Annotated in this window: 19 protein-coding genes and 3 tRNA genes; 7 read left to right on the forward strand and 15 right to left on the reverse strand. The window is 64.0% G+C overall.

The window, feature by feature from the left end:
- Window positions 1–236 precede the first annotated feature (236 nt).
- The gene (locus tag LDZ24_RS09285; RefSeq protein ID WP_241269898.1) at window positions 237–2,117 is read left to right on the forward strand and encodes an ABC transporter ATP-binding protein; all 1,881 of its coding nucleotides are present in this window, start codon (window positions 237–239) and stop codon (window positions 2,115–2,117) included.
- 63 nt (window positions 2,118–2,180) lie between these two features.
- Here the strand turns inward: LDZ24_RS09285 and otsA are convergent, their stop codons facing one another.
- Both otsA and otsB read right to left on the reverse strand, forming a co-directional pair.
- The gene (otsA, locus tag LDZ24_RS09290; protein ID WP_248320228.1) at window positions 2,181–3,563 is read right to left on the reverse strand and encodes an alpha,alpha-trehalose-phosphate synthase (UDP-forming); all 1,383 of its coding nucleotides are present in this window, start codon (window positions 3,561–3,563) and stop codon (window positions 2,181–2,183) included.
- Complete coding sequence (gene otsB, locus LDZ24_RS09295; RefSeq protein ID WP_248320229.1) at window positions 3,560–4,312, reverse strand: trehalose-phosphatase; 753 nt, start codon at window positions 4,310–4,312, stop codon at window positions 3,560–3,562. The genes otsA and otsB overlap by 4 nt, the downstream gene beginning before the upstream one ends.
- A gap of 287 nt (window positions 4,313–4,599) precedes the next feature.
- Between otsB and LDZ24_RS09300 the strand changes: the two genes are divergently transcribed.
- Together LDZ24_RS09300 and LDZ24_RS09305 are read left to right on the forward strand one after the other, a co-directional pair.
- The gene (locus LDZ24_RS09300; protein ID WP_248320230.1) at window positions 4,600–5,232 is read left to right on the forward strand and encodes an SCO family protein; all 633 of its coding nucleotides are present in this window, start codon (window positions 4,600–4,602) and stop codon (window positions 5,230–5,232) included.
- A gap of 1 nt (window position 5,233) precedes the next feature.
- Window positions 5,234–6,097 carry a cytochrome c oxidase assembly protein gene (locus LDZ24_RS09305; RefSeq protein ID WP_248320231.1) on the forward strand — a complete coding sequence of 288 codons (864 nt, stop codon included), beginning with the start codon at window positions 5,234–5,236 and terminating at the stop codon, window positions 6,095–6,097.
- Here LDZ24_RS09305 and LDZ24_RS09310 read toward each other — a convergent pair.
- The 7 genes from LDZ24_RS09310 to ltrA form a co-directional block, all read right to left on the reverse strand.
- Window positions 6,092–6,586: a GNAT family N-acetyltransferase gene (locus LDZ24_RS09310; protein ID WP_248320232.1), complete on the reverse strand. Its 495-nt coding sequence runs from the start codon at window positions 6,584–6,586 to the stop codon at window positions 6,092–6,094. The genes LDZ24_RS09305 and LDZ24_RS09310 overlap by 6 nt on opposite strands.
- A 115-nt stretch (window positions 6,587–6,701) precedes the next feature.
- Window positions 6,702–6,775 (reverse strand) — tRNA-Cys (locus tag LDZ24_RS09315).
- Window positions 6,776–6,855: 80 nt separating this feature from the next.
- A tRNA-Gly gene (locus tag LDZ24_RS09320) sits at window positions 6,856–6,931 on the reverse strand.
- Between the two features lie 90 nt (window positions 6,932–7,021).
- Window positions 7,022–7,097, reverse strand: a tRNA-Gly gene (locus tag LDZ24_RS09325).
- 157 nt (window positions 7,098–7,254) lie between these two features.
- Window positions 7,255–7,851, reverse strand: coding sequence for a CDP-diacylglycerol--glycerol-3-phosphate 3-phosphatidyltransferase (gene pgsA, locus LDZ24_RS09330; protein ID WP_175944435.1), 597 nt, complete (start codon window positions 7,849–7,851; stop codon window positions 7,255–7,257).
- Window positions 7,852–7,969: 118 nt separating this feature from the next.
- Complete coding sequence (gene uvrC / locus LDZ24_RS09335) at window positions 7,970–10,132, reverse strand: excinuclease ABC subunit UvrC (protein WP_248320233.1); 2,163 nt, start codon at window positions 10,130–10,132, stop codon at window positions 7,970–7,972.
- Between the two features lie 164 nt (window positions 10,133–10,296).
- Entirely contained in the window at window positions 10,297–11,997 is a 1,701-nt protein-coding gene (gene ltrA, locus LDZ24_RS09340) for a group II intron reverse transcriptase/maturase (protein ID WP_248320234.1), read from the reverse strand.
- Window positions 11,998–13,138: 1,141 nt separating this feature from the next.
- On the opposite strand from ltrA, the gene earP reads away from it, so the two are divergent.
- The 4 genes from earP (at window position 13,139) to LDZ24_RS09360 (ending at window position 17,308) form a co-directional block, all read left to right on the forward strand.
- On the forward strand, window positions 13,139–14,305 hold the full coding sequence (earP, locus tag LDZ24_RS09345; RefSeq protein ID WP_248320235.1) for an elongation factor P maturation arginine rhamnosyltransferase EarP: 1,167 nt from the start codon (window positions 13,139–13,141) through the stop codon (window positions 14,303–14,305).
- Between the two features lie 239 nt (window positions 14,306–14,544).
- Window positions 14,545–15,102, forward strand: a complete 558-nt coding sequence (gene efp, locus LDZ24_RS09350) for an elongation factor P (protein ID WP_175944441.1) — start codon at window positions 14,545–14,547, stop codon at window positions 15,100–15,102.
- A 296-nt stretch (window positions 15,103–15,398) separates the two neighbouring features.
- Entirely contained in the window at window positions 15,399–15,731 is a 333-nt protein-coding gene (locus LDZ24_RS09355; RefSeq protein WP_248320236.1) for a BON domain-containing protein, read from the forward strand.
- Between the two features lie 185 nt (window positions 15,732–15,916).
- On the forward strand, window positions 15,917–17,308 hold the full coding sequence (locus LDZ24_RS09360; RefSeq protein WP_175944445.1) for a sigma-54 dependent transcriptional regulator: 1,392 nt from the start codon (window positions 15,917–15,919) through the stop codon (window positions 17,306–17,308).
- A gap of 73 nt (window positions 17,309–17,381) precedes the next feature.
- On the opposite strand, the gene nagZ is transcribed toward LDZ24_RS09360, so the two are convergent.
- The 6 genes from nagZ to rnc form a co-directional block, all read right to left on the reverse strand.
- Window positions 17,382–18,410, reverse strand: coding sequence for a beta-N-acetylhexosaminidase (gene nagZ / locus LDZ24_RS09365; protein ID WP_248322323.1), 1,029 nt, complete (start codon window positions 18,408–18,410; stop codon window positions 17,382–17,384).
- A 47-nt stretch (window positions 18,411–18,457) separates the two neighbouring features.
- On the reverse strand, window positions 18,458–18,871 hold the full coding sequence (gene acpS / locus LDZ24_RS09370; RefSeq protein ID WP_175944449.1) for a holo-ACP synthase: 414 nt from the start codon (window positions 18,869–18,871) through the stop codon (window positions 18,458–18,460).
- Between the two features lie 8 nt (window positions 18,872–18,879).
- A complete protein-coding gene (pdxJ, locus tag LDZ24_RS09375) occupies window positions 18,880–19,653 on the reverse strand; it encodes a pyridoxine 5'-phosphate synthase (protein WP_248320237.1) in 774 nt (257 codons plus the stop codon).
- Window positions 19,650–20,522 carry a DNA repair protein RecO gene (recO, locus tag LDZ24_RS09380; protein ID WP_248320238.1) on the reverse strand — a complete coding sequence of 291 codons (873 nt, stop codon included), beginning with the start codon at window positions 20,520–20,522 and terminating at the stop codon, window positions 19,650–19,652. Before recO ends, pdxJ begins: the two co-directional genes overlap by 4 nt.
- 16 nt (window positions 20,523–20,538) lie before the next feature.
- A complete protein-coding gene (gene era / locus LDZ24_RS09385; protein ID WP_206466711.1) occupies window positions 20,539–21,438 on the reverse strand; it encodes a GTPase Era in 900 nt (299 codons plus the stop codon).
- 73 nt (window positions 21,439–21,511) lie between these two features.
- The gene (gene rnc, locus LDZ24_RS09390) at window positions 21,512–22,606 is read right to left on the reverse strand and encodes a ribonuclease III (RefSeq protein ID WP_248320239.1); all 1,095 of its coding nucleotides are present in this window, start codon (window positions 22,604–22,606) and stop codon (window positions 21,512–21,514) included.
- Window positions 22,607–22,636: the final 30 nt, after the last annotated feature.

The following is a 22,636-nucleotide window of genomic DNA, read 5'->3' on the forward strand; positions in this document are numbered from 1 at the left end:
ATGCGCGCGATGTGCTTACAATGCGCGCCCAAGCCGAAAAGACGTGCTCGCGGTTAAGACGCGAAGCGCACAGTCGATGTACGGACGGCAACATCCGCCGTGCATCATTTGCCTGAACGACGTTCGCACGCCCGGTTACTGGCTACAATTCAGCGATGGAGACGGCGCCGCGCCGCCTCGGTTTCGATGTCAATCGCGCCGGCCGTGCCGACGCATCGGACAGGCAGTGCATCCGCATGGCATCGCCCGAAGGCGCAACACACGCTCAACCGCTTTACGACCCAAAAAGACCATTGGACCAACTCACCGTCTCCCAGCGTAACGCGCACAACGCCAAGCTCGCGAGCTATGCGCACCGCCCGCTCGCGTTCCTGATGCGCTACATCCGCCGACATCCGATCGCCCATGCCATCGTGCTCGCGAGCGTGTTCGCGGCCGTCGGGTGCGCGCTGGCGTCGCAATATGCGATCAAGCATCTGATCGACGTGCTCGGTCAAGGGCGCGGCCACCCCGGCCCGCTCTGGGGCGCGTTCATGATCCTGGTCGGCCTGATCGCCGCCGACAACCTGCTGTGGCGGGTCGGCGGCTGGGTCGGCGCGCATGTGTTCGTGATCGTCACGGGCGATCTGCGCAAGGACCTGTTCTCGTACCTCTCCGGCCATTCGCCGACGTACTTCTCCGAGAAGCAGCCCGGCATGCTGGCGAGCCGCATCACCGCGACCTCGAACGCCATCTACACGTCAGAAAACGTGATGGCGTGGAACGTCCTGCCGCCGTGCATCGCGGTGCTGGGCGCAATCGTCATGATCGTCGCGGTCAATCCGTTGATGGCGGCGGGCCTCATGGCTGCCTCCATCATTCTCGCGCTCGTGCTCTACCGGCTCGCGAAGCGCGGCTCGGCGCGGCATCACAGCTTCGCGTCGAAGGCGGCGTCGGTGGATGGCGAGCTCGTCGACGTGATCGGTAACATGGCGCTCGTGCGCGCGTTCGGCATGACGTTCCGCGAGCAGAAACGCTTCGGCTCGACGGTGAAGGCCGAAATGGTCGCGCGCCAGCAAAGCCTGCTCTACCTCGAAAAGCTGCGCCTCTTCCACGCGGTCGTCACCGCGATTCTTTCCGCTGGCTTGCTCGGCTGGGCGCTGTGGCTGTGGTCGCAAGGCCGCGCGACGTCCGGCGATATCGTGCTCGTCAGCTCGCTCGGCTTCACCATCCTGCACGGCACGCGCGATCTCGCCGTCGCGCTCGTCGATGTGACGCAGCACGTCGCGCGTCTCGCCGAAGCCGTGCAGACGCTGCTGGAGCCGCACGGCATGCCGGACCGGTCGGACGCGACGGAGCTCGTGCCGCAAGGCGGGCGCGTCGATTTCGAAGGCGTGACGTTCGCGTATCCGCGCCGCCGGCCGATTCTCGACAACTTCCATCTGCATATCGAGCCGGGCCAGCGCGTCGGCCTGATCGGCAAGTCGGGCGCGGGCAAGTCCACGGTGCTCGCCCTGCTGCAACGCTTCTACGAGACGCAGAAAGGCAGCATCAAGATCGACGGCCAGGACATCGCCTCGATCACGCAGGACAGCTTGCGTCACGCCATCGCGCTCGTGCCGCAAGACATATCGCTGTTCCATCGCACGGTGTTCGAGAACATCGCGTACGGGCGTCCGGATGCAAGCCGCGAGGAAGTGCTCGCCGCCGCCCGCGAGGCGCGCTGCACGGACTTCATCGAGGCGATGCCGGAAGGTTTCGATACGATCGTCGGCGATCGCGGCGTGAAGCTGTCGGGCGGCCAGCGCCAGCGCATTGCGATCGCGCGGGCCATTCTGAAGAACGCGCCGATCCTGCTGCTCGACGAAGCCACGTCCGCGCTAGACAGCGCGTCGGAAGAAGCGATCCAGCAGGCGCTCGACCGGTTGATGATCGGCCGCACGGTCATCGCCATCGCGCACCGGCTCTCGACGCTGCAGAACTTCGACCGGATCATCGTGATGAGCGCGGGCCGCGTGATCGACGACGGCTCGCCGCAAGAACTGCGCGAGCGGCCGGGGCTGTATCGCGAGTTGCTCGCGAAGCAACATGGCAAGCTGCCTTCCATCGTCGCGACGCCGCACAAGCAGCCGGCCTGACCCTGACAAGCGAGTGACGAAAAAGCCGCGTTTCCTGATTGGGGAAACGCGGCTTTTTTGCGTCTATCGCGCTTTCAGGTCCCGCAGGAAGTTGTCGCGCCACACCGATACGTTGTTGTCGCGCAATAGCGCATACATCTCCCGGTGCCGCGCGCGGCGCTCGTCGAGCGGCATCGCGAGCGCGGTGGCGAGCGCATCCGCCATGCCGTCGATGTCCAGCGGATTCACGATCAGCGCCGCCGTCAGTTCACGCGCCGCGCCGGCGAATTGCGAGAGCACGAGCACGCCGGGATCGTCCGGATTCTGCGCGGACACGTATTCCTTCGCGACCAGGTTCATGCCGTCGCGCAGCGGCGTGACGAGGCCGACATGCGCCTCGCGAAACAGCGCGGCGAGCACCGGCCGCTCGTACTGGCGATGGATATAGCGGATCGGCGTCCAGTCGAGTTCCGCATAGCGCCCGTTGATGCGCCCCGATTCGGCTTCGAGCTGCTGGCGGATGTCGCGGTAAGCGTCGACGTCCGTGCGCGTCGGCGGCGCGATCTGGAGCAACGACACGTTGTTGCGCTGCTGCGGATCGTGCTCGAACAGACGCTCGAACGCGCGAAACCGCTCGACGAGGCCCTTCGAGTAATCCAGCCGGTCGACGCTCATCACGAGCTTGCGCTGATGCAGCGTCTCCTTGACGATCTGCACGTCGCGCCCGCCCTCGCCGTCCTTCGCGAGCGCGCGCACTTCGTCCGGGTAGACGCCGATCGGATACGCCGCCGCCTTCAGCGTCTGGCCGAACGCGCGAATCTCGACAGGCTTGTCAGCGTGCCGCGTGAGCGCCCCGCCCGCCTCGGTCTCGATGTAATCGCAGAACGCGCGCACGTCCGGCTCCGTCTGAAAGCCGAGCAGATCGAACGCGCAAAGCGCCTCGACCAGTTCGCGGTGACGCGGCACGCTCAACAGAATCTGCGACGCGGGAAACGGAATGTGCAGAAAGAAGCCGATGCGATTCTCGACGCCCAGCGCGCGCAAAGCCTGCGCGAACGGAATCAGGTGATAGTCGTGCACCCAGATGACGTCGTCGGGCCGAAGCAGCGGCGCGAGCCGCGCGGCGAGCCAGTGATTCACGCGGCAGTAGCCGTCGTACTCGTGGCGATCGAACTCGATCAGGTCCGGGCGATAGTGGAATGCGGGCCACAGCGTGGCGTTCGAAAAGCCGCGGTAATACTGGTCGTAGTCGCGCCGCACGAGCCCGATGGTCGCGAACGTCACCGGTCCGTGCTCCTCCAGCGTGATGCCGTCGGGCGGCGTGGAGAGCACTTCGCCGCTCCAGCCGAACCACACGCCGCCGGTTTCCTTGAGCGCGTCGTAGACGCCGACCGCCAGCCCGCCCGCTGCCGGACCGCCCTCGGAAATCGGCGCGACCCGGTTCGAAACGATGATCAGACGGCTCACGCGTGCTTCCCCGCCGTTCCCGCGATCACTTGCAGCCAGTCGAGCAGCAGTTCCACCGATTCGATGCGCGAGCGCGCCACCGTCTCGCCCGGACCGACCTTGATGGACAGACCATCGAACTCGTTGACGACGGCGAAGCCTTTCTCGTCGGTCAGGTCGTCGCCGATGAAGACAGGCTTACGGCCCGTGAACGGCGGCTCGGCCATGAAGGCGCGCAACGCGCGGCCCTTGTCCACGTCCTTCGGCTTGATCTCGTACACCATCTTGCCGGGCTGGAGCACGTAGGCATCGGCGTACTCGTTCACGAGCCGCTCGGTCGCCGCGCGCGCGGCCGGCTCGCGGTCGGGCGCGTTGCGATAATGCAGCGCGAGCGCCGCGCCCTTGATCTCCAGCAGCATGCCGGGATTGGCGCTGACCACGCACTCCAGCACGTGCTCCATGCGCAAGAGCCGCTCGTCGTTGAAGCCGATGCGCTGGACATCGCCATTCGCGTCGCGCCGCTCGGCGCCGTGCATGCCCGCGATCGGCAGATCCGGAATCTGCAAAAACGAGTCGATATTGTCGATACCCCGCCCGGACACGACCGCGACCGCGTTATTGGTCGCGCGTCTTAACGCAGCGAGAATGTCGGGCACCGATCGCGGCACGAAAATGCCGTCCGGCGTGGAAGCGAGCTCGACGAGCGTGCCGTCGAAATCGAAGAAAAACGCGGTCTCGGCGAGAGACAGGGAATCGGGAAGAATTTGCATCGGTCGTTGGCCTGTGGTTTCCCTTTGACGGCGCGCGGCGCGCGAAGTGTTGCGCATCTTACGTGCGCCAGCTTTCGGTCTGGAAAGCCGCGTGACTGACGGACGCATTCGGCGAGCCTTCCGTTCATCTTCGACGGAGCTTTCGGCACGCCGGGATTGTGCGGCAAATCGTCTCAAAAATGGTCCGCAACGTAGATGATGCGCCACCTCGGTCCGCAAAGGCGTGTATTTTGCGACAGATGTTCCTGCCGTCAAAGCCCGCCGCCTATCGCGGCCCGATCCTCCCGATGCACACTTCGTTCCCCGCTTCGCCCCTAACGCCGGCCGCGCGCTGGCGCCGGTTTGCCGCTCCGCTTGCTTTTCTCGCGCTCGCCGCGTGCTCGCGGCCGGGCGGGCCTTGGCATCTGACCGACGTGTCAGGACACTTGCCTGACCTGAACTTCTCGCTCACCGACGACAGCGGCGCGCCCGTGACCGGACGCTCGTTCGAGGGCCATACCACCCTCGTCTACTTCGGCTACACGCATTGCCCGGACGTGTGCCCCGAAACGATGGCGCGCCTGATGCAGGTTTTACAGCGCGTCGGACCGGACGCGGACAATGCGCGCATCCTGTTCGTCTCCGTCGATCCCGCGCGCGACACGCCGCCGCTCTTGCGCGCGTACGTCCGCGCGTTCGACGAAAAGCACGCCGTCGGCCTGACCGGCAGCGACCGGGCCATCGAAGCGCTCGCGCAGCGCTATCGCATCGCGTATCAGATGGAAAAGCGCGATCCGCGCGGCGCCTACGAGGTCTCGCACAGCTCAGGCGTCTATATCTTCGATCGCGAAGGCCACGCGCGGCTGCTCGCGACGGACCGCGATTCGATCGACGCGATCGCGGCCGATCTGCGCCGCATCATCCATTCGAAGGACGCGTGAGATGAGCACGCTCCTCTATTGGCTCGACCCGTGGGAACCGTCGCCGACGGTCGTGATCGCCGTGCTCGTCGCCGCGATTCTGTTCGCGCGCGGCGCGCGGCATGCGCGGGTGTCCATCTCGCGGCACATCGCGTTCTGGCTGGGCCTGGGCGCGCTGTACGTGGCGCTGCACACGCGGCTGGATTACTTCTTCGAGCACGAGTTCTTCATGCATCGGCTGCAACATCTGGTGCTGCATCACCTCGGGCCGTTTCTGATCGCGCTGTCGTATCCCGGCGCGGCGCTGCGCGCCGGGGTGCCGTTCGCGTGGCGGCAACGCTGGCTGCGTCCACTCACCGAGACGCGCGCTGCGCGCATGTTCTTCGATATCGTGTTCAATCCGGCCGTCGCCGTGCTGCTGTTCGTCGGCCTGATCTACTTCTGGCTGCTGTCGCCGATCCACTTCAAGGCGATGCTCGATGCCCGGCTCTATCGCGTGATGAACTGGAGCATGGTGATCGACGGGCTGCTCTTCTGGTGGCTCGTGCTGGACCCTCGGCCCGCGCCGCCCGCGCGGCTCGCGCCGGGACGCCGCATTCTCGTGGTGATCGCCGCGATTCCGCCGCAGATCATTCTCGGCGCGTTTATCTTTTTCACGCCGCACGAGCTGTATCCGATCTATTCGATCTGCGGCCGCGCGTTTACCTGGATCACGCCGATGCGCGATCAGCAGATCGGCGGTCTGTTGCTGTGGATTCCCGGCTCGATGATGAGCGTGATCGGCGCGTTGATCGCGCTGCGCCACTGGCTGCGGCTGTCGGCGCGCTCGCGGCTGCGTCAGGAGCGCGCGACGCCGGTCAAGCCGGTGCGCGCGCCCGCGTCATGAGCCGAAGCCCGGACGGCGCATCCAGACGTGCGGGATGCCGTCTTCGTCATGCACGCCCGACGAGGGCACGAAGCCGAATGCGCCGTAGAACCGTTGCAAGTGCGCCTGCGCGTGCAGGCTGATCGGCTGGTCCGGCCATTGTTCGAGGATGTGTTTCAGCGCGCGTTCGAGCATGGCGTTGCCGAGCTTCATGCCGCGAAAGCCGGCGGTCGTCAGCACGCGGCCGATGCGCACGTCTTTCTCGCTGGCGTCCGGATTGCCCGGCAACAGCACGCGCAGGTAGCCCGCCAGCCGCGGACGCTTGTCCCCTTCCCCGTACGCGAGAAGATGCCACGCGTTGGTATCGAGCCCGTCGATATCGCCATACACGCAATTCTGCTCGACGACGAACACCGCGCTGCGGGCGGCGAGCATGTCGTAGACTTCAGCGGGCGTGAGGTCGTCGAAGGGCTTCCAGCGCCATTGAATGTCGGAGAGTCGGTCGGTCATGGGAATAGGTATCGGATCGCACGGGCGTTCTGCGATTATGCCGCGCGGCCGGTTGCGTCGGTGTCGAATGAAGCGCGGATAAAGAAAAAGCCCTGACGGGTCAGGGCTTTTCAAGTGGAGGCGCGAACCGGAGTCGAACCGGTCTAAACGGCTTTGCAGGCCGCTGCATAACCGCTTTGCTATCGCGCCGAAAGCGGTGTGGTGCGCGCCGGTCGAACGACGCCGGCTGACTCACCAAACAAAAAGGGAAGCGTTGCTTCCCCTTTGACTGGAGCGGGAGACGAGTCTCGAACTCGCGACCTCAACCTTGGCAAGGTTGCGCTCTACCAACTGAGCTACTCCCGCGTAAAACCTGCGCTGCTTACTGCTATCTACTGCTTGCTGTTTCCGATACCGCTTCGCTCACGCGCTGCTTGCACCGAAAACTTCGAAACCTGGAGCGGGAGACGAGTCTCGAACTCGCGACCTCAACCTTGGCAAGGTTGCGCTCTACCAACTGAGCTACTCCCGCATTCACTTCTTGCTTGACCGCTTCGCTTATTTCGCTTGCTGCTTTGCGTCGCGCATCAGAGAAACGAGATTATGTAGAAGGAAAAGCCGCCTGTCAACTGTCTCTCGTGCGGTTTATTCGCATTCGACGCAATTTTTTGCACTGCGCCGACACCGGCTCACAACATGCCGCCGCGCTCCCGAATCTGCGGCCACGCGAGCTTCATGTAGTACAGCATCGACCAGACGGTGAGAAAAGCCGCGACGTCGATGAGCCACAAGCCCCACACGCGCGTGTCCATGACCCACTGCGTGCCCGCGATGCGCAGCGGGCCGTAGAACAGCAGCATCGGAATGGCGACCATCTGGCAGACGGTCTTGAACTTGCCGAGCGAATTCACCGCCACGCTCTTCGATGCGCCGATCTGCGCCATCCATTCGCGCAGCGCCGAAATGGTGATCTCCCGGCCGACGATCACGAGCGCGATCACCGCGTTCAGACGCGAAAGCTGCACGAGCACGAGGAGCGCGGCCGTCACCATCAGCTTGTCGGCGACCGGATCGAGGAACGCGCCGAACGCGGAGGTTTGATCGAGCTTGCGCGCGAGAAAGCCGTCGAACCAATCGGTGAGCGCGGCGAGCACGAAGATGATCATCGCGAGCAAATTGCGATGCTCCGGGCTCAACATCATGTCCGGCAGATAGAACACGCCCACGACGAGCGGAATCAGCACGATTCGCAACCACGTCAGAAAGATCGGTAAGTTGAACGGCATGGGCGATCAGCGAGTGAAGGACATGTAAGGGAGCCGCCATTGTGCCGTGTCGCTCTGCCGCTCACAAGGCGCGCGCCCCGCGCGGCGCGGCTCGCAGCGGGCCGCGCGGCGGGGCTCGTCAATGCAACTGCCGGTAGATCTGCTGCGCGAGCGCAAGCGAAATGCCTTCGACGCTCGCCAGGTCTTCGACGCTCGCCGCCTGCACGCCGCGCAATCCGCCGAAGCGCGACAGCAGCCGCTGACGCCGTTTCGCGCCGACGCCTTCCAGTTCTTCCAGACGCGACGTCTGGCGCGCCTTCGCGCGCTTCGCCCGCATGCCGGTGATCGCGAAGCGGTGCGCTTCGTCGCGAATCTGCGCGGCGAGCATCAGCGCGGCGCTTTCCTTGCCGAGTTCGAGCGCCGGCCGCCCGTCCGCGAAGATCAAGGTCTCCAGGCCGACCTTGCGCCCTTCGCCCTTCGCCACGCCGACGAGCATGCCGTGATCCAGCCCGAGTTCCGAGAACACCTGCCGCGCGATTTCCACCTGCCCCTTCCCGCCGTCGATCAGCACGATGTTCGGCAGCGTGCCGCCTGCCGCGACCGCGGGCGCGGCATCGGGCGTGACGTTCGGATCAGCGGCGTCTTCGGGTTGCAGCGCGGCCGCTTCCTCGTTCGCGTTGGCGGCCGCCTGCGCGACCATCTTCTCGTAGCGGCGCGTGAGCACCTGGCGCATCGCGGCGTAGTCGTCGCCGGGCGTGATGCCGTTGATGTTGTAGCGACGGTATTCGCCCGTCTGCATCTTGTGATGGTGATACACGACGCACGACGCCTGCGTCGCCTCGCCCATCGTATGGCTGATGTCGAAACATTCGATGCGCATCAGCGCGAGATCGTCCATCTCTAGTCCGAGCGTCTCGGCGAGCGAGCGCGTGCGCGCTTGCTGCGAGCCCTGCTCCGACAACAGACGCGCGAGCGCGAGCTTCGCGTTTTGCTCGGCCATCGAAAGCCATACGCGCTTCTGGCCCTGCGGCTGACGCAGCAGCGCGACCTTGTGCCCGGCCTGTTCGATGAGCAGATCGACGAGTTCGCGGCTCGGCGCATGCGTGACGATCAGCACCGGCGGCACGCGATTGCCGATGTAGTGCTGCGCCATGAAGGCTTCGAGCACTTCGGATTCGAGGGAGCCTTCGCGAGGTTCGGGAGTGGCCTTTGTGTCTGCGCTGGCATCGGATGGCGCTTCAGCTTCGATATCCGATTCGGCGTTGGCGTTGGCTGTGGCTTCGGCGTTCAAGTCAGAGTTCGCGTTCGCTTCCAAGCCTGAGGACACGTCCACATCCGCGCCAACATCTCCCTCGACCGCGATGTCCCCCGGCTCGCCATCCTCGATGTCGTCTTCGTCACCGCCGAGCGCCACCGCGCTTTCCACATGCGCCGGGAAATACGCCTTGTCGCCCAAATGCCGCCCGCCGCGCACCATCGCGAGATTCACGCACACCTTGCCGCCCAGCGCGACGACCGCGAGGATATCCACGTCGCTGTCGCTGCCCACTTCGATCGCCTGCTGATGCAGCACGGTCGAGAGCGAGCTCATCTGGTTGCGCACGGCCGCTGCCTGCTCGAACTTGAGGTCGGCGGCGAACGCGTGCATCTTCTGCTCCAGTTCCTTCATCACCTCGCCCTGCCGCCCGAGCAGAAAGCGCGACGCGTTCGCCACATCGCGGGCGTAATCCTCCTCGGTGATGAGGCCGGTGCACGGCGCGGTGCATCGCCCGATTTGATGCAGCAGACACGGACGCGTGCGGTTGCTGAACACCGAGTCCTCGCACGTGCGCAACTGGAACACGCGCTGCAGAATCTGGATGCTCTCGCGCACGGCCCACGCGCTCGGAAACGGCCCGAAATACTGGTTCTTCTTGTCCACCGCGCCGCGGTAGTACGCCATGCGCGGAAACTGATGCCCGGTGAGCTTGAGGAACGGATACGACTTGTCGTCGCGAAACAGGATGTTGTAGCGCGGCGCGAGCGCCTTGATCAGATTGTTCTCGAGCAGCAGCGCTTCGGCTTCCGAGCGCGTCACCGTCGTCTCGATCTTGCGAATGCGCGTGACCATCATCGCGATGCGCGGCGAATGCAGCGTCTTCGTGAAGTAGCTCGACACGCGCTTCTTCAGATTGCGCGCCTTGCCGACGTAGAGCACGTTGCCGTCGCCGTCGTAATAGCGGTACACGCCCGGCAGGTGCGGCAGTTGCGCGAGCGTCTTCTTCGGGTCGAAATCGGATTCGGGAGCGTCGGTCTGAGTCATGCAGCGAATATCGCGACGAAGCGCGAAGGGACAAGGGCGGCGGCGAGCCGTGGGGCGGACGGTATCTGTCGGGTAGCCCGACTTTCTTGCGAAAGCCGGGCCCCCCGAGAACCGTACGTGCGAGTTTCCCCGCATACGGCTCAAATCTACAAACAAAGTTCTGTCTACGACAGAACCGGCTTAGTTACAACTAGTTTTCCAGCGTGCACTTGCCGGTGGCAGTGCGGGTGAAGCAGCGCCCGATTGGACAAGGCGTCGGTGCCGCCATGCATCCGATATTCCAGGTGATGGTCGTTCCAACCCGTTTCGTCCGTCAAGGCACAGCCACAATGCGCGCATAGCCCGCCTTGTGACAGATATAGCGCGGCCCACTGCTTTCGGTAACGCATCTGTTCCCACATGCGCCCCTGCCGCAAGGTCTCGCCATACTGCTCCCACTTCGGATCAAAAGGATTGAACTCGCCCTTAATCCTCGTGTGCCATTTGATAGCTGTACCGCTAAGCTGGTACAACTCCTTCAGCCCCCAACTACCGTCCTCACGCTCCGTGCGAACGGCAAACACCCAATTCCGGGCACCGACAGAGTGAAAGTACTTCTGCTTCACCCATACAGCGCTCTTCTGCGGATGCCTCCGCTTCGACCACCGCCAGAGCTTCCGAAAAATCAGATGCTCCATCCGGCTGTACGTCTGCTTGGCCGAGACCGGATGGTGATACTGCGCCCATCCGCGCAACATCGGGTTCAGCAGTTGGACCAGAACCTCCTGCTTTACCGTTTTGTTGCCGCTGATCGTTTCCGCCACCTTGCGATAAAACGCTTGCGCGTTTTTCTTGCTCGGCTTGATGAGCAGCTTTCCCGAGTACTTCCGGAAATTCCACCCAAGGAAATCGAAGCCTTCATCAATGTGGGTGATCCGCGTTTTTGCCTCTGACAGTTGCAAGCCTCGAACAGCAAGGAATGCTTCCACCCAAGGCCTGACCTCGTTTTCCAGAATCTCTTTCGAGTCGCCGGTGATCACGAAGTCATCCGCGTATCGCACCACATTCACTTTCAGCTTCTTAGCCTTTGCGATCCCGAATTTCGCACCGAGGTGCCCAATCAGTTCACGCTCCAGCCCGTTCAGCGTCACGTTTGCCAGCGTCGGGGAGATGATGCCTCCCTGCGGCGTACCGGCCTCAGTCGCCTGTAGCTGCCCCTTGTAAATCAGGCCAGCCTTCAACCACTTCCGGAGAATTTCCCTGTCCATGGGGACATGGTTTTCCAGCCAATCGTGGTTGATGTGGTCAAAGCAGCCTTTGATATCCGCTTCCAGTACCCATCGGGACGAATTCCTCCGGGACGTGCAAGCTCGTACCTGACCCATAGCGTCAGCCGTTGAACGATTGATCCGGAACCCATACGAGTTCGGGTCGCTCGTCGACTCTGCTACCGGCTCCAAAGCCAGCAGATACAAGGCTTGCATCGCCCTGTCCCGCATGGTCGGAATGCCCAAAGGACGCTCCTTTCCATTGGCCTTGGGGATAAAAACTCTCCGTAATGGCAAAGGCTTATATCCGCGCCGCTTCAACCTGCCGATGGCTTCGCACCGGCTCTCAGGCGAGTCCCACAGTTCGCAATCGACTCCAGCCGTTCGCGCACCCTGGTTCTGCGTAACACGTCGTATCGCATACAGCTTCGCGGACAACGTGCGAGTCAGCATCCGTTGCAGGGCTTTCACCCTGCGCCAGTCACCTTCCCGCGTCGCCTTCGCAATTCGAATCTGCATCCCTCTCACGTTCCGCTCAACTTTCCGCCAATTGACGGCATTCCAGTTGACAGGCGCGTGGGAAAGCGCAGATCCGGTCTTTCGACCAGATACTTTCATGCTGCTCTCCTACTTGGAAAAAGTCCCCAGGCAGAAGGCGCATCTCCCCAGAAGGGCAGACACACCCCTCTAGGGAACAACAGACACCTCAATAGGAGCGCGTGCGCCCCTATCTCGGACAAACACCTCAGTACGGGCGCGTGCACCCGTACCTGACCAAGTTACAGAGGGTAGTCAGCCGCCTTGCGACGGTAGACCAGACGGAAGTCTGCCCGCTTTCGCGTGGGATGATGTCTCAACCCCTATCCGTGCCATTACAGCCCGGCATTCGCTTTTTCCGTCCTCCCATACCCGCATGATCAACAACGTTCCTTACGGTCCGTCTGCCAGCCGTACAGCGCTGGCGACCATACGGGCTTACCACGTTCCCGGCATGTCACACGACTGACGTAGGTTCTGCCTATCCCCCGGTGGTGCTGTGACGACGTAGCCCAAATTCTAAGTGGGCTATCCGACCACTTACCGTTTTCGTTAGAGCCCGATGTTTCAAGCAGCTTTGGCTCCTCACTGGTAACGAGGTTTATCAGCAGTTCACTTACATTAACCTTATCAGCCAGCCTAGCTCCTCAACCCCCTCGCTGCTGGGAGTCTCCGAACAGTCCCCTCACGGGAACGGTCCGCCCGATACGTCCGGGGGCTACATTGTCCGAGGAGCTTCACACCCCACCGTTGCCAGTGAAGCATGTCCTCGTAGGCTACTGCTGGTCGTACAGCAGGTTCACTGCCCTCCCCCAAACTGCAGGTCGGGCCGAACAATGACATCCCGAGCTTTCGCTCGTATCGTGTAGCGGGTTCACCACACTAGGCGGCGAACGCTGCAAACAACACTCCGCTTTGTCAGCGGAAGTGAAGCCGCTGACTGGGCGGAATCTGGTGATAACCAGACTAATGCAACACGTTCCACGGCCAAGCTGCACCGCGGTTCGTTCCATCAGGAAGTGGCCGAAACCACCCCTACTACAAGGGCGCGGCCCACAAGGGGGCCGCCTGCGGAGGGTAGAGCGACCGAAACCGAAGTCTCAGGCGATATCCCTCTAGTCGATGCCTCTTAACGCGAGGCCCACGGACACGAGCGTGCGTGTCGCACTAGAATCGCCAGTTTAGATCATTACGGCGCGGTCCCGCCGGCCGCCCTCTCGCCATGCCCACCGCCTCCACCGCACCGTCCCCCGCGGAACTCGCCTGCGACATCTTCTGCGCGGTCGTCGACAACTTCGGCGATATCGGCGTGTGCTGGCGGCTCGCGCGTCAACTGCGCGCGGAACATGGCTGGCGCGTGCGGCTTTTCGTCGATGACCTCGCGGTTTTTCACGCGCTCTGCCCCGCCGTCGATGCGTCGCTCGCGCGGCAGGAGGCTGCGGGCGTCGTCATCGAGCACTGGCGCGAGCCCGCGCACGCCTGCGACGTCATCGAGATCGCGGATGTCGTCGTCGAAGCGTTCGCGTGCGAGCTGCCGCACGCGTACATCGCGGCGATGGCGCGGCGCGAGCGCAAGCCGGTTTGGATCAACCTCGAATACCTGAGCGGCGAGGACTGGGTCGCGGACTTCCATCTGCGGCCGTCGCCGCATCCGCGCTATCCGCTCGACAAGACGTTCTTCTTTCCCGGCATCGGCGCGGGCACGGGCGGCGTGTTGAAGGAGCGCGATCTCGACGCCGCGCGCACGCGCTTCGATGCAGCGGCATGGTGGCGAGAACGCGTGGGCATCGCGCGTCCGGACGACGGCTCGACGGTCGTTTCCCTCTTCGCGTACGAGAATCCCGCCGTCGATGCGCTGCTCGCGCAATGGCGCGACGGCGCGGCGCCCATCGTTCTTCTTGTGCCCGAGGGCCGCATTTCCGGCGCGGTCGCGCGTTTCTTCGGGCTGCCCAAGTTCGCGGCGGGCACATCGGCGCGGGCGGGCGCGCTTCAGGCACACGCGCTCGGATTCGTCGAGCAACCGCGGTTCGACGACCTGCTGTGGGCGTCCGATATCAACTTCGTGCGCGGCGAAGACTCGTTCGTGCGCGCGCAGTGGGCGCGAAAGCCTTTCGTCTGGCAGATCTATCCGCAGGCCGACGACGCGCATCTGCCGAAGCTCGACGCCGCGCTCGCGCACGTCACGCGCGGCCTGTCGCCAGCGGCGGAACAGTCGATCAGCCGCTTCTGGCACGCATGGAACCGCGCGGGCACGCCGGACTGGGCGGACTTCTGGCGGCATCGAAGCGAATTCGAGTCGCGGGCTTCAGCCTGGGCGGAGGAACTGGCGAGCGTCGGCGATTTGGCCGGCAATCTGGTCACGCATGTGACTGCCCGCATGGCGGCGTGACAGAGGCGAACGCGCCGTCTTCCGTATCGGATGAAACCGCACGCGGTGCCGGCCCGGCTCGCCAAATAAGCAAAAACTCAGTTAAAATAAGCGGTTATCCGATGAGCAAGCCGCTTTCTGTCGCGCGAATCTGTCGCGGCCCATGACGAAAACGTTCTGACAGCGCCGCGAGTCCGATCAGCCACTATCAACATTAATTAGCCAAGTCTGGCCATATTCATTCGTAAGGATCCAGTTTTATGAAGACCGCACAAGAACTCCGCGTCGGCAACGTCGTCATGATCGGCAACGATGCCATGGTCGTGCAGCGCGCCGAATACAACAAGTCCGGCCGTAACGCAGCGGTCGTGAAAATGAAGTTCAAGAACCTGCTGACCAACGCGGGCATGGAAACCGTCTACAAGGCGGACGACAAGTTCGACGTCGTCGTGCTCGACCGCAAGGAAGTGACGTACTCGTACTTCGCCGACCCGATGTACGTATTCATGGACGCCGACTATAACCAGTACGAAGTCGAAGCCGAAATGATGGGCGACGCGCTCAACTATCTCGAAGACGGCATGGCGTGCGAAGTCGTGTTCTACAACGAGAAGGCCATCTCGGTCGAACTGCCGACCACGCTGGTTCGCGAAATCGTCTACACGGAACCGGCCGTCAAGGGCGATACGTCGTCGGGCAAGGTGCTGAAGACCGCAAAGCTCCACACCGGCTTCGAACTGCAAGTGCCGCTCTTCTGCAACATCGGCGACAAGATCGAAATCGACACGCGCACGAACGAGTACCGCAGCCGCGCGTAAGACGTAACGATTACGCCCTTACGCCGCACGCGGGGCGGCGGTTCCGAAACCGCCTCCCGCCGCTGTCACACAAAAGCGCCCCATCGCGGGCGCTTTTTCTTTTGCATGAAGTTTTTGACAATTTCAGGCAAACTTTACCGGTCATTGTTGCAATGTCGTGGTGGGGCGCGTTCCGAACGGCTGTCCTTCGCTCCCCTTTTCCCTGAGAAATCAGGCGCCGGGTGGACGGCAGTTCGTCAATAATCGCTTGGCACAGTTCCTGCTCAGTTCGCTTGATACGGACCAAACAACACGACATGCGCAACTCGCCGTCTCTCTTTGGCCGACTGCTGATCGTCGCGACGCTCGCTTTGCCCGCCTTCTTCCTGGCGGCGTGCGCGTCTGCACCGACCACGGAGTCCGCCGGAGATTACGCGTCGGATGCCTCGGTGACCGCGCGCGTGAAAACGGCGCTCTTGGCCGACCCGGGATTGAAGTCGCTCGCGGTAAGCGTGTCGACGTATCGCGGCGTCGTGGTGCTGTCCGGAACCGTGAACTCGGAGGAACAGATTCGGAAGGCCGTCGCAGTAACTCGCAGCGTGTCGGGGGTGCAATCCGTCAACAACGATCTGCACGTGAAGCCGCAATGACGCACTAGCCCCATCCAATCGCAGGACAAAAAGAAAACCGCAGCGGGATGCCACGCCGATCCGATGTTCGACCGGGACGAGACGCCGCAGCCCGCCCACGAGCGCCCGAGTTTCAAGCGCCGCCCTCGCCTGGCGACGCATGCGGCAACGGCAATTACAGTCCATTTTGATACGTTGTGTCTGCCATGCCACACGCTCTGATTGTCGAAGACGATCCCAATAGCCTTTCCGGCCTGTCCGCGATTTTGTCCGCCGACGGCTTCTCGGTCGACACCGCGACGACGCTCGCCGAAGCTCGTTCCGCCTTGACGCGCTTCATTCCGGACGTCGTGCTGATCGACCTGAACCTGCCCGATGGCAGCGGCCTCGACCTCCTGCCGAGCCTGCCCTCGCAACCGCCCGACGGCGCGCTTCCCGTTATCGTGATGACGGGCAATGCGACGGTCGAAAGCGCGATCGAAGGTCTGCGCCACGGTATTTGGGATTACTTGCTGAAGCCCGTCAACATTCCGCGTCTGCGCAGCCTGCTGGCGCGCATTCCGCGTCCTTACGAATTGACGGAAGAAGTGCAGGCGCTGCGCTCGACGCTGCGCGAACTCGGCCATTTCGGCGACATGCTCGGACGCAGCGTGCCGATGCAGCACGTCTACGATCAGATCGAGCACACTGCGCCCACGGAAGCCGCCGTGCTCATCAGCGGCGAGCCGGGCACCGGCAAGAAGCTCGCGGCGCACACGATCCATCAGCTGAGCCGCCGTCGCAAGGGGCCGTTCATCAGCTTCGATTGCTCGACGATCCGCGAAGAAGGCGCGCACCGCTCCATGGACAGCGTCCTTTTCGGCCACGAGCGCAACGCGTTCGCCGGCGCGGAAAACCGCGAGCCGGGCCTGCTCGAACAAGCGGGCGGCGGCACGCTGTTCCTCGATCAGATCGACTCGCTGCCCGCCGCGCAACAGGAAGCGCTCTTGCGCGCGCTGGACTCGCAGACGTTCATGCGCGTCGGCGGCAGCAATCGCATCATGACGGACTTCCGCCTGATCGCCGCGTTGCGCGCGCCGGCCCGCGATGCGGTGTCGAGCGGCGCCCTGCGCGAAGACCTGTTCCAGCGCCTGTCGGCGTCGTCGATCGTGTTGCCGCCGCTGCGCGAACGCGACGACGACATCGCGCTCATGGCCGAGCAGTTCGTCGACGAGTTGAACCGCGAAAATCACATCGCCGGCATCACGAGCGGGTCGCCCAAGCGCATCAGCCCGGCTTTCCTGCGCGAGTGTCTCGCGAACGAATGGCCGGGCAACGTCCGCGAAATGCGCGAGCGCGTGCGCCGCGCGTATCACGCGTCGGGCGAGACGATCGAGACGTTGCGCGTCGACGAGCCGGGCGGAATCGGCGGACGCGGACTCAATGGCAGCAGCGTGCAGGTGACGGTGGGCACGGCGCTCGCCGATGTCGAGGACATGCTGATTCGCGCGACGCTCGAAGCGGTCGGCGGCACGCGGCATCGGGCGGCGACGCTGCTCGGCATCAGTCCCAAGACGCTCTACAACAAGCTCCAGCGCATGAAGCTGGAATCGTCGTAAAGCGGCGCAATTCGCCAAATAAAAACGCCACGGCAAGCAACTGCCGTGGCGTTTTGTCATTCGGGCGAGCCGTTCAGCCGAGCGCCGTTTTCACGAGCTGGCGCGCGGCCTGATATTCCGGCTGGCTTTGCAGCTTGCTCCAGCGCAGCGCCTTGCCGCGCGGACGCATCTGCTTGATGCGCTGCTGCGACGCTTTCGTCGGCGTGAAGCGCAATTGCTCCAGCACCTTGCCCGCCTCTTCCGGCTGATTGCAGATGAGCACCATGTCGCAGCCGGCGGTGAGCGCGGCCGTCGCGGCTTCGGTGAGCGTCCCGCCCGCGCGGGCGGCTTCCATCGAGAGATCGTCGCTGAAGATGGCGCCGTTGAAGCCGAGCTTGCCCCGCAAAATGTCTTGCAGCCAGATGCGCGAGAAACCGGCCGGCTTGTCGTCGACCTTTGTGTAAATGACGTGCGCCGGAATCACCGACGCGAGCGACAACCCGAGCCAGTCGTACGGACGCACGTCCGCAGCGAGAATCTCGTCGAGCGGGCGATCATCCGTCGGCAACGCGACGTGCGAGTCCGCCGCCGCAAAGCCGTGCCCCGGAAAATGCTTGCCGCAGTTCGCCATGCCCGCGAGCGCAAGACCGTGATTCAGGCTTTTCGCGAGCATCGTCACCACGCGCGGATCGCTATGCAGCGCGCGGTCGCCGATCACCTGCGATTGTCCGTAGTTCAGATCGAGCACCGGCGTGAAGCTCATGTCGATGCCGCACGCGCGCAGTTCCGACGCGAGCACGTAGCCGAACGCAGTGGCCGCCTTGCTCGCGGCCAGAACATCGCGGTCCCACAGCGCGCCGAGCTTGCCCGGCGCGGGCAGCACCGTGAAGCCGTCGGTGCGAAAACGCTGCACGCGCCCGCCTTCGTGATCGACCGCAATCAGAATGTCGTCGCGCACCGCGCGGATCGCGTCGGTGAGCGCGACCAGTTGCGCGCGGTCCTGAAAATGCCGCGCGAAGAGAATGATGCCGCCCGTCATCGGATGCGAAAGGCGCTCGATATCCGCGTCGTTGAGCGTCGTGCCGGCGACGTCGTACATGACGGGGCCGGGAATGCGTTTCATCGGATTCAATTGGCTTCTTGTTGTGATGTGAGTGTGATGATTCGCGGTCACGCCTTGTCCGCGGTTTCCGCAATTTCCGCGATAACGAACGTCACCGCGTAGTCGCGCTCGTCGCTCAGCGTCACTTGCGCCGTGATGCCGCGTTGCGCGAGCCATTCGGCCAGTTCGCCCGATGCCACGATCACCGGCTTGCCGCTCGGCTCGTTGAGCGTTTGCAGCGCGCGCCAGGTCATCGGCCAGCGCATGCCGAGGCCGATCGCCTTCGAGAACGCTTCCTTCGCGGAAAAGCGCGTGGCGAGAAACGCGAGGCCGCGCACTTCCGAGCGCGCGCGCCGCGCGTGATAGATGCGCAGTTCGTCGGGGCCGAGCACTTTCTCGGCGAAGCGCCCGTTGGTGCGCTCCATGACGCCCGCCACGCGGCTGACTTGCACGAGGTCCGTGCCGATTCCGTAGATCGCCATGGCTGTGCTCAACGCTTCGTCTGCGCGGCGAGACGCGAAGCGACCATGATCGCTTTCATCTCGCGCACCGCGTTGTCCCAGCCCGCGAAGATCGCGTGCGCGACGATCGCGTGCCCGATGTTCAATTCGACGATGCCATCGAGCGCGGCGATCGGCTGCACGTTGGTGTAATGCAGTCCGTGGCCCGCGTTCACTTTCAGGCCGAGCGAATTGCCGAACTCGACGCTTCTCGCGACGCGCTCGAATTCGCGCTGCTGCTCGGCTTCGTCGTGCGCTTCGGCATAGCGCCCGGTATGCAGTTCGATGACGGGCGCGCCGGCTTCCTTCGCGGCGCGAATCTGCGTCTCGTCGGCATCGATGAAAAGCGACACGCGGCTGCCCGCGCCCGCGAGCTGCGCGCACGCGGCCTTCACGGCTTCGAATTGCCCGGCGACGTCGAGTCCGCCTTCGGTCGTCAATTCCTGGCGCTTTTCCGGCACGAGGCAGACATCGTGCGGCTTAATTTCGCACGCGATATCGAGCATTTCGCGCGTGACGGCGCATTCCAGATTCATGCGCGTTTTCAGGAGCGGACGCAGCGTGCGCACGTCGGCATCGACAATATGACGGCGATCCTCGCGCAGATGCAGCGTGATGGCGTCCGCACCCGCTTCTTCGGCGGCGAGCGCGGCGCGGATAGGATCGGGATACGACGTGCCGCGTGCGTTGCGCAGCGTGGCGACGTGATCGATGTTCACGCCGAGATCGATCACGCTTGCGGGCGATGGGAGAAAGAAGCTCATAGGTTTTGCAGGTCGATCAGAATCTGACGGGTGGCGAGCGGCGCGCCGCCCAGATGGTAGTTGAGCAGAAAGCGCATCAGCGTCTTGCTCTGCGCGCCGGTTTGCGGGCTGCTGTAGTCGTCGCGCTCCATGTCGATGAGCGTCTGGCCCGCGATGACCGGCCATTGCGCGGGAAGGTCGTCGGACGCTTCGCGCACGCCGCGCTCGGGATCGAACGTGTAGCGGCCTTCGGGCAGCACGGCGGAACGCGCCACCGTGCGCGTGAGCGCCATCGCGTAGCCGGTTTCGCGCAACAGCACGCGTTCGAACGAGCGCAGCACCTGGATGGCGGGCTCGTCGTGCGCGAGCCGCGACAGCGTCAGCACGTAATGATTGAAGAGCGCGGGATGCGGGTCTTCGCGCGCGCAGAACTTGACGAGCAGTTCGTTGACGTAGAAGCCGCACAGGAGCGCGTCGCCTCGCAGCGGCAGCATGCCGCCGACCCATTCGGCGGTGGTCAGCGTGCGGACTTCGCCTTTGCCGGTCCACGAAAGGCCGAGCGGCTGGAAGGTTTGCAGCACGCCGCGCAGCGCGGAATGCGGCCGCTTCGCGCCCTTCGCGACGAGGGCAATGCGTCCGTGATCGCGCGAGAAAACGTCGATGATGAGACTCGTCTCGCGATACGGATAGCTATGCAGCACGAAGCCCGGCTGCTCGCTGACGCGAAAGTCGGAGCGCGGGCGCGGGCGTTGGGGGTTCGTGCCGGCAGCAGCGGTGGACGACGATGCCCGCCGCCGCTTAGGCGACGGTCGCTCGCTCGCGCCGAAGTCGTCCTCGGGACGATCGTCGGCGGGCGGGGTCATCCACGCGTCGTTCGAGCCGGCGTCCATGAGCGTCGTCCGGGCCTCACTCGTAGCCGTACGCGCGCAGGCCTGCTTCGTTGTCGGCCCAGCCGCTTTTCACCTTGACGAAGGTTTCCAGATACACGGGACCGTCGAAGAGCTTTTCCATGTCGAGCCGCGCCTCGGTGCTGATCTGCTTCAGCTTCGCACCCTTCTGGCCGATGATCATCGCCTTGTGGCCGTCGCGCTCCACGAGAATGGTCGCGAACACGCGGCGCAGTCGCCCTTCGGTCTCGAACTTGTCGATGAGCACGGTGCTCGTGTACGGCAGTTCGTCGCCGGTCCAGCGGAACACTTTCTCGCGCAGAATCTCGGCTGCGAGGAAGCGTTCGCTGCGGTCGGTCAGATCGTCCTCGCCGTAAATCGGCTCGCCTTCCGGCAGATACGGCTTCACGACCGACATGAGCCGCTTGATGTCGTCCGGATTCTTCGCCGACAGCGGCACGATTTCGCGGAAGTCGCGCCGCGCGGACATCTGCTGCATGAACGGAAAGAGCGAATCCTTGTCGCCGACGCGGTCGAGCTTGTTCGCGATCAGAAGCGTCGGCGTGCCGGCCGGAATCAGGTCGAGCACTTTCTCGTCGTCGGGACCGAAGCGACCCGCTTCGATCACGAACAGGATCGCATCCACCGAGGTCAGCGTGGACGTCACCGCGCGATTCAGCGAGCGGTTGAGCGCCCCACTGTGGCGCGTCTGGAAGCCGGGCGTATCGACGAAGATGTACTGCGCGTCCTCGACCGTGTTGATGCCGGTAATGCGATGGCGCGTCGTCTGCGCCTTGCGCGACGTGATGCTCACCTTCTGGCCGACGAGCGCGTTCATGAGCGTCGACTTGCCGACGTTGGGCCGGCCGACGATGGCGACCATGCCGCAGCGGAAACCGGATGATGTGGGAGCGTTCATAGTGATGTGCGGCGAAGGTTCGTTGAGCGCGATGTTGCAAGGGCGCGATGGCGCATGTGCGGCTGAAGGCGAGTCAGTGGCCGGCGTCGGCGGCGCGCACGACGCGGCTGGCCGGGGCGTCGTCGCTGGCGGTGCTGCGCGCGTCGTCGGTGGGCGGCGCGTTGTCGGCGCTCGCATCCGGCGTTTGCGCCGCTTCGCTCTTCACCGCCTTCTCCGGTCGATGAATGACGTGCCGCTCCGGCTTCTCGGCGGCTGCGTACGACGCAGCGGACGGCTCGACGTGCGTTGCCCGAATCACGGCAAGCGGCGCGGCGGGCGTCTGCTCGGTGGACGCGCCCGCATCGGCGGAATGGTTGCGCTGACGATCGCGCTCGCGGCGCTCCGGCGATCGCAAGTCGAGCGCGGCCTGCACGCCCGTCACGCCGGGCACCACTTCCACCTGCGCGAGCTTGGCCGCGCGCGCGCCCTTGCGCTTCGGCTTCACGCCGAGCGTGGGCGCAGCGGCCATGACTTCATCGAGCGCCTTCTTGGCCGCCGCCTGTTCCGCCGCGCGCCGGCTCGCGCCGGAGCCGGACACTTTCACATCGAGCTTCGGCACCGAGCATTCGACTTCGAACTGCTGGTTGTGCGCGGCGCCGTGAGTGGCGACCACGGTGTAAGTCGGCAGCGCGATCTTGTGGCCCTGCAAATATTCCTGAAGCAGCGTCTTCGCGTCCTTGCCGATGGTGCGCGGATCGATGTGATCGAGCACCGGCGTGTAGAGACGCTTGATGACGGCAAACGCGGCGTCGAAGCCGCCGTCGAGAAAAATCGCGCCGAAGATGGCTTCGAGCGTGTCCGCCAGAATCGACGGACGCCGGAAGCCGCCGCTGCGGAGTTCGCCCTCGCCCAGACGCAAGCCTTCGGACACGTTGAGCGCCTGCGCGATTTCGTAAAGCGATTGCTGTTTGACGAGGTTCGCTCGCACGCGCGAGAGGTCGCCTTCGTCGAGCTTGCTGAATCGTTGGAACAAAAGCGCCGCCACCACGCAATTGAGAACGGAGTCGCCGAGAAATTCGAGCCGTTCGTTGTGCGTGGCGCTGTGACTGCGGTGGGTCATCGCCTGGCGCAGCAATTCCGCATTGCGAAATTCGTACTGCAGCCGGCTTTCCAACGGAGAAGATGGCATGGACAGAGTATAACGCGCCCGCGCGGGCGG

The organism is Caballeronia sp. Sq4a (genome assembly GCF_023170545.1).
Lineage (GTDB): Bacteria > Pseudomonadota > Gammaproteobacteria > Burkholderiales > Burkholderiaceae > Caballeronia.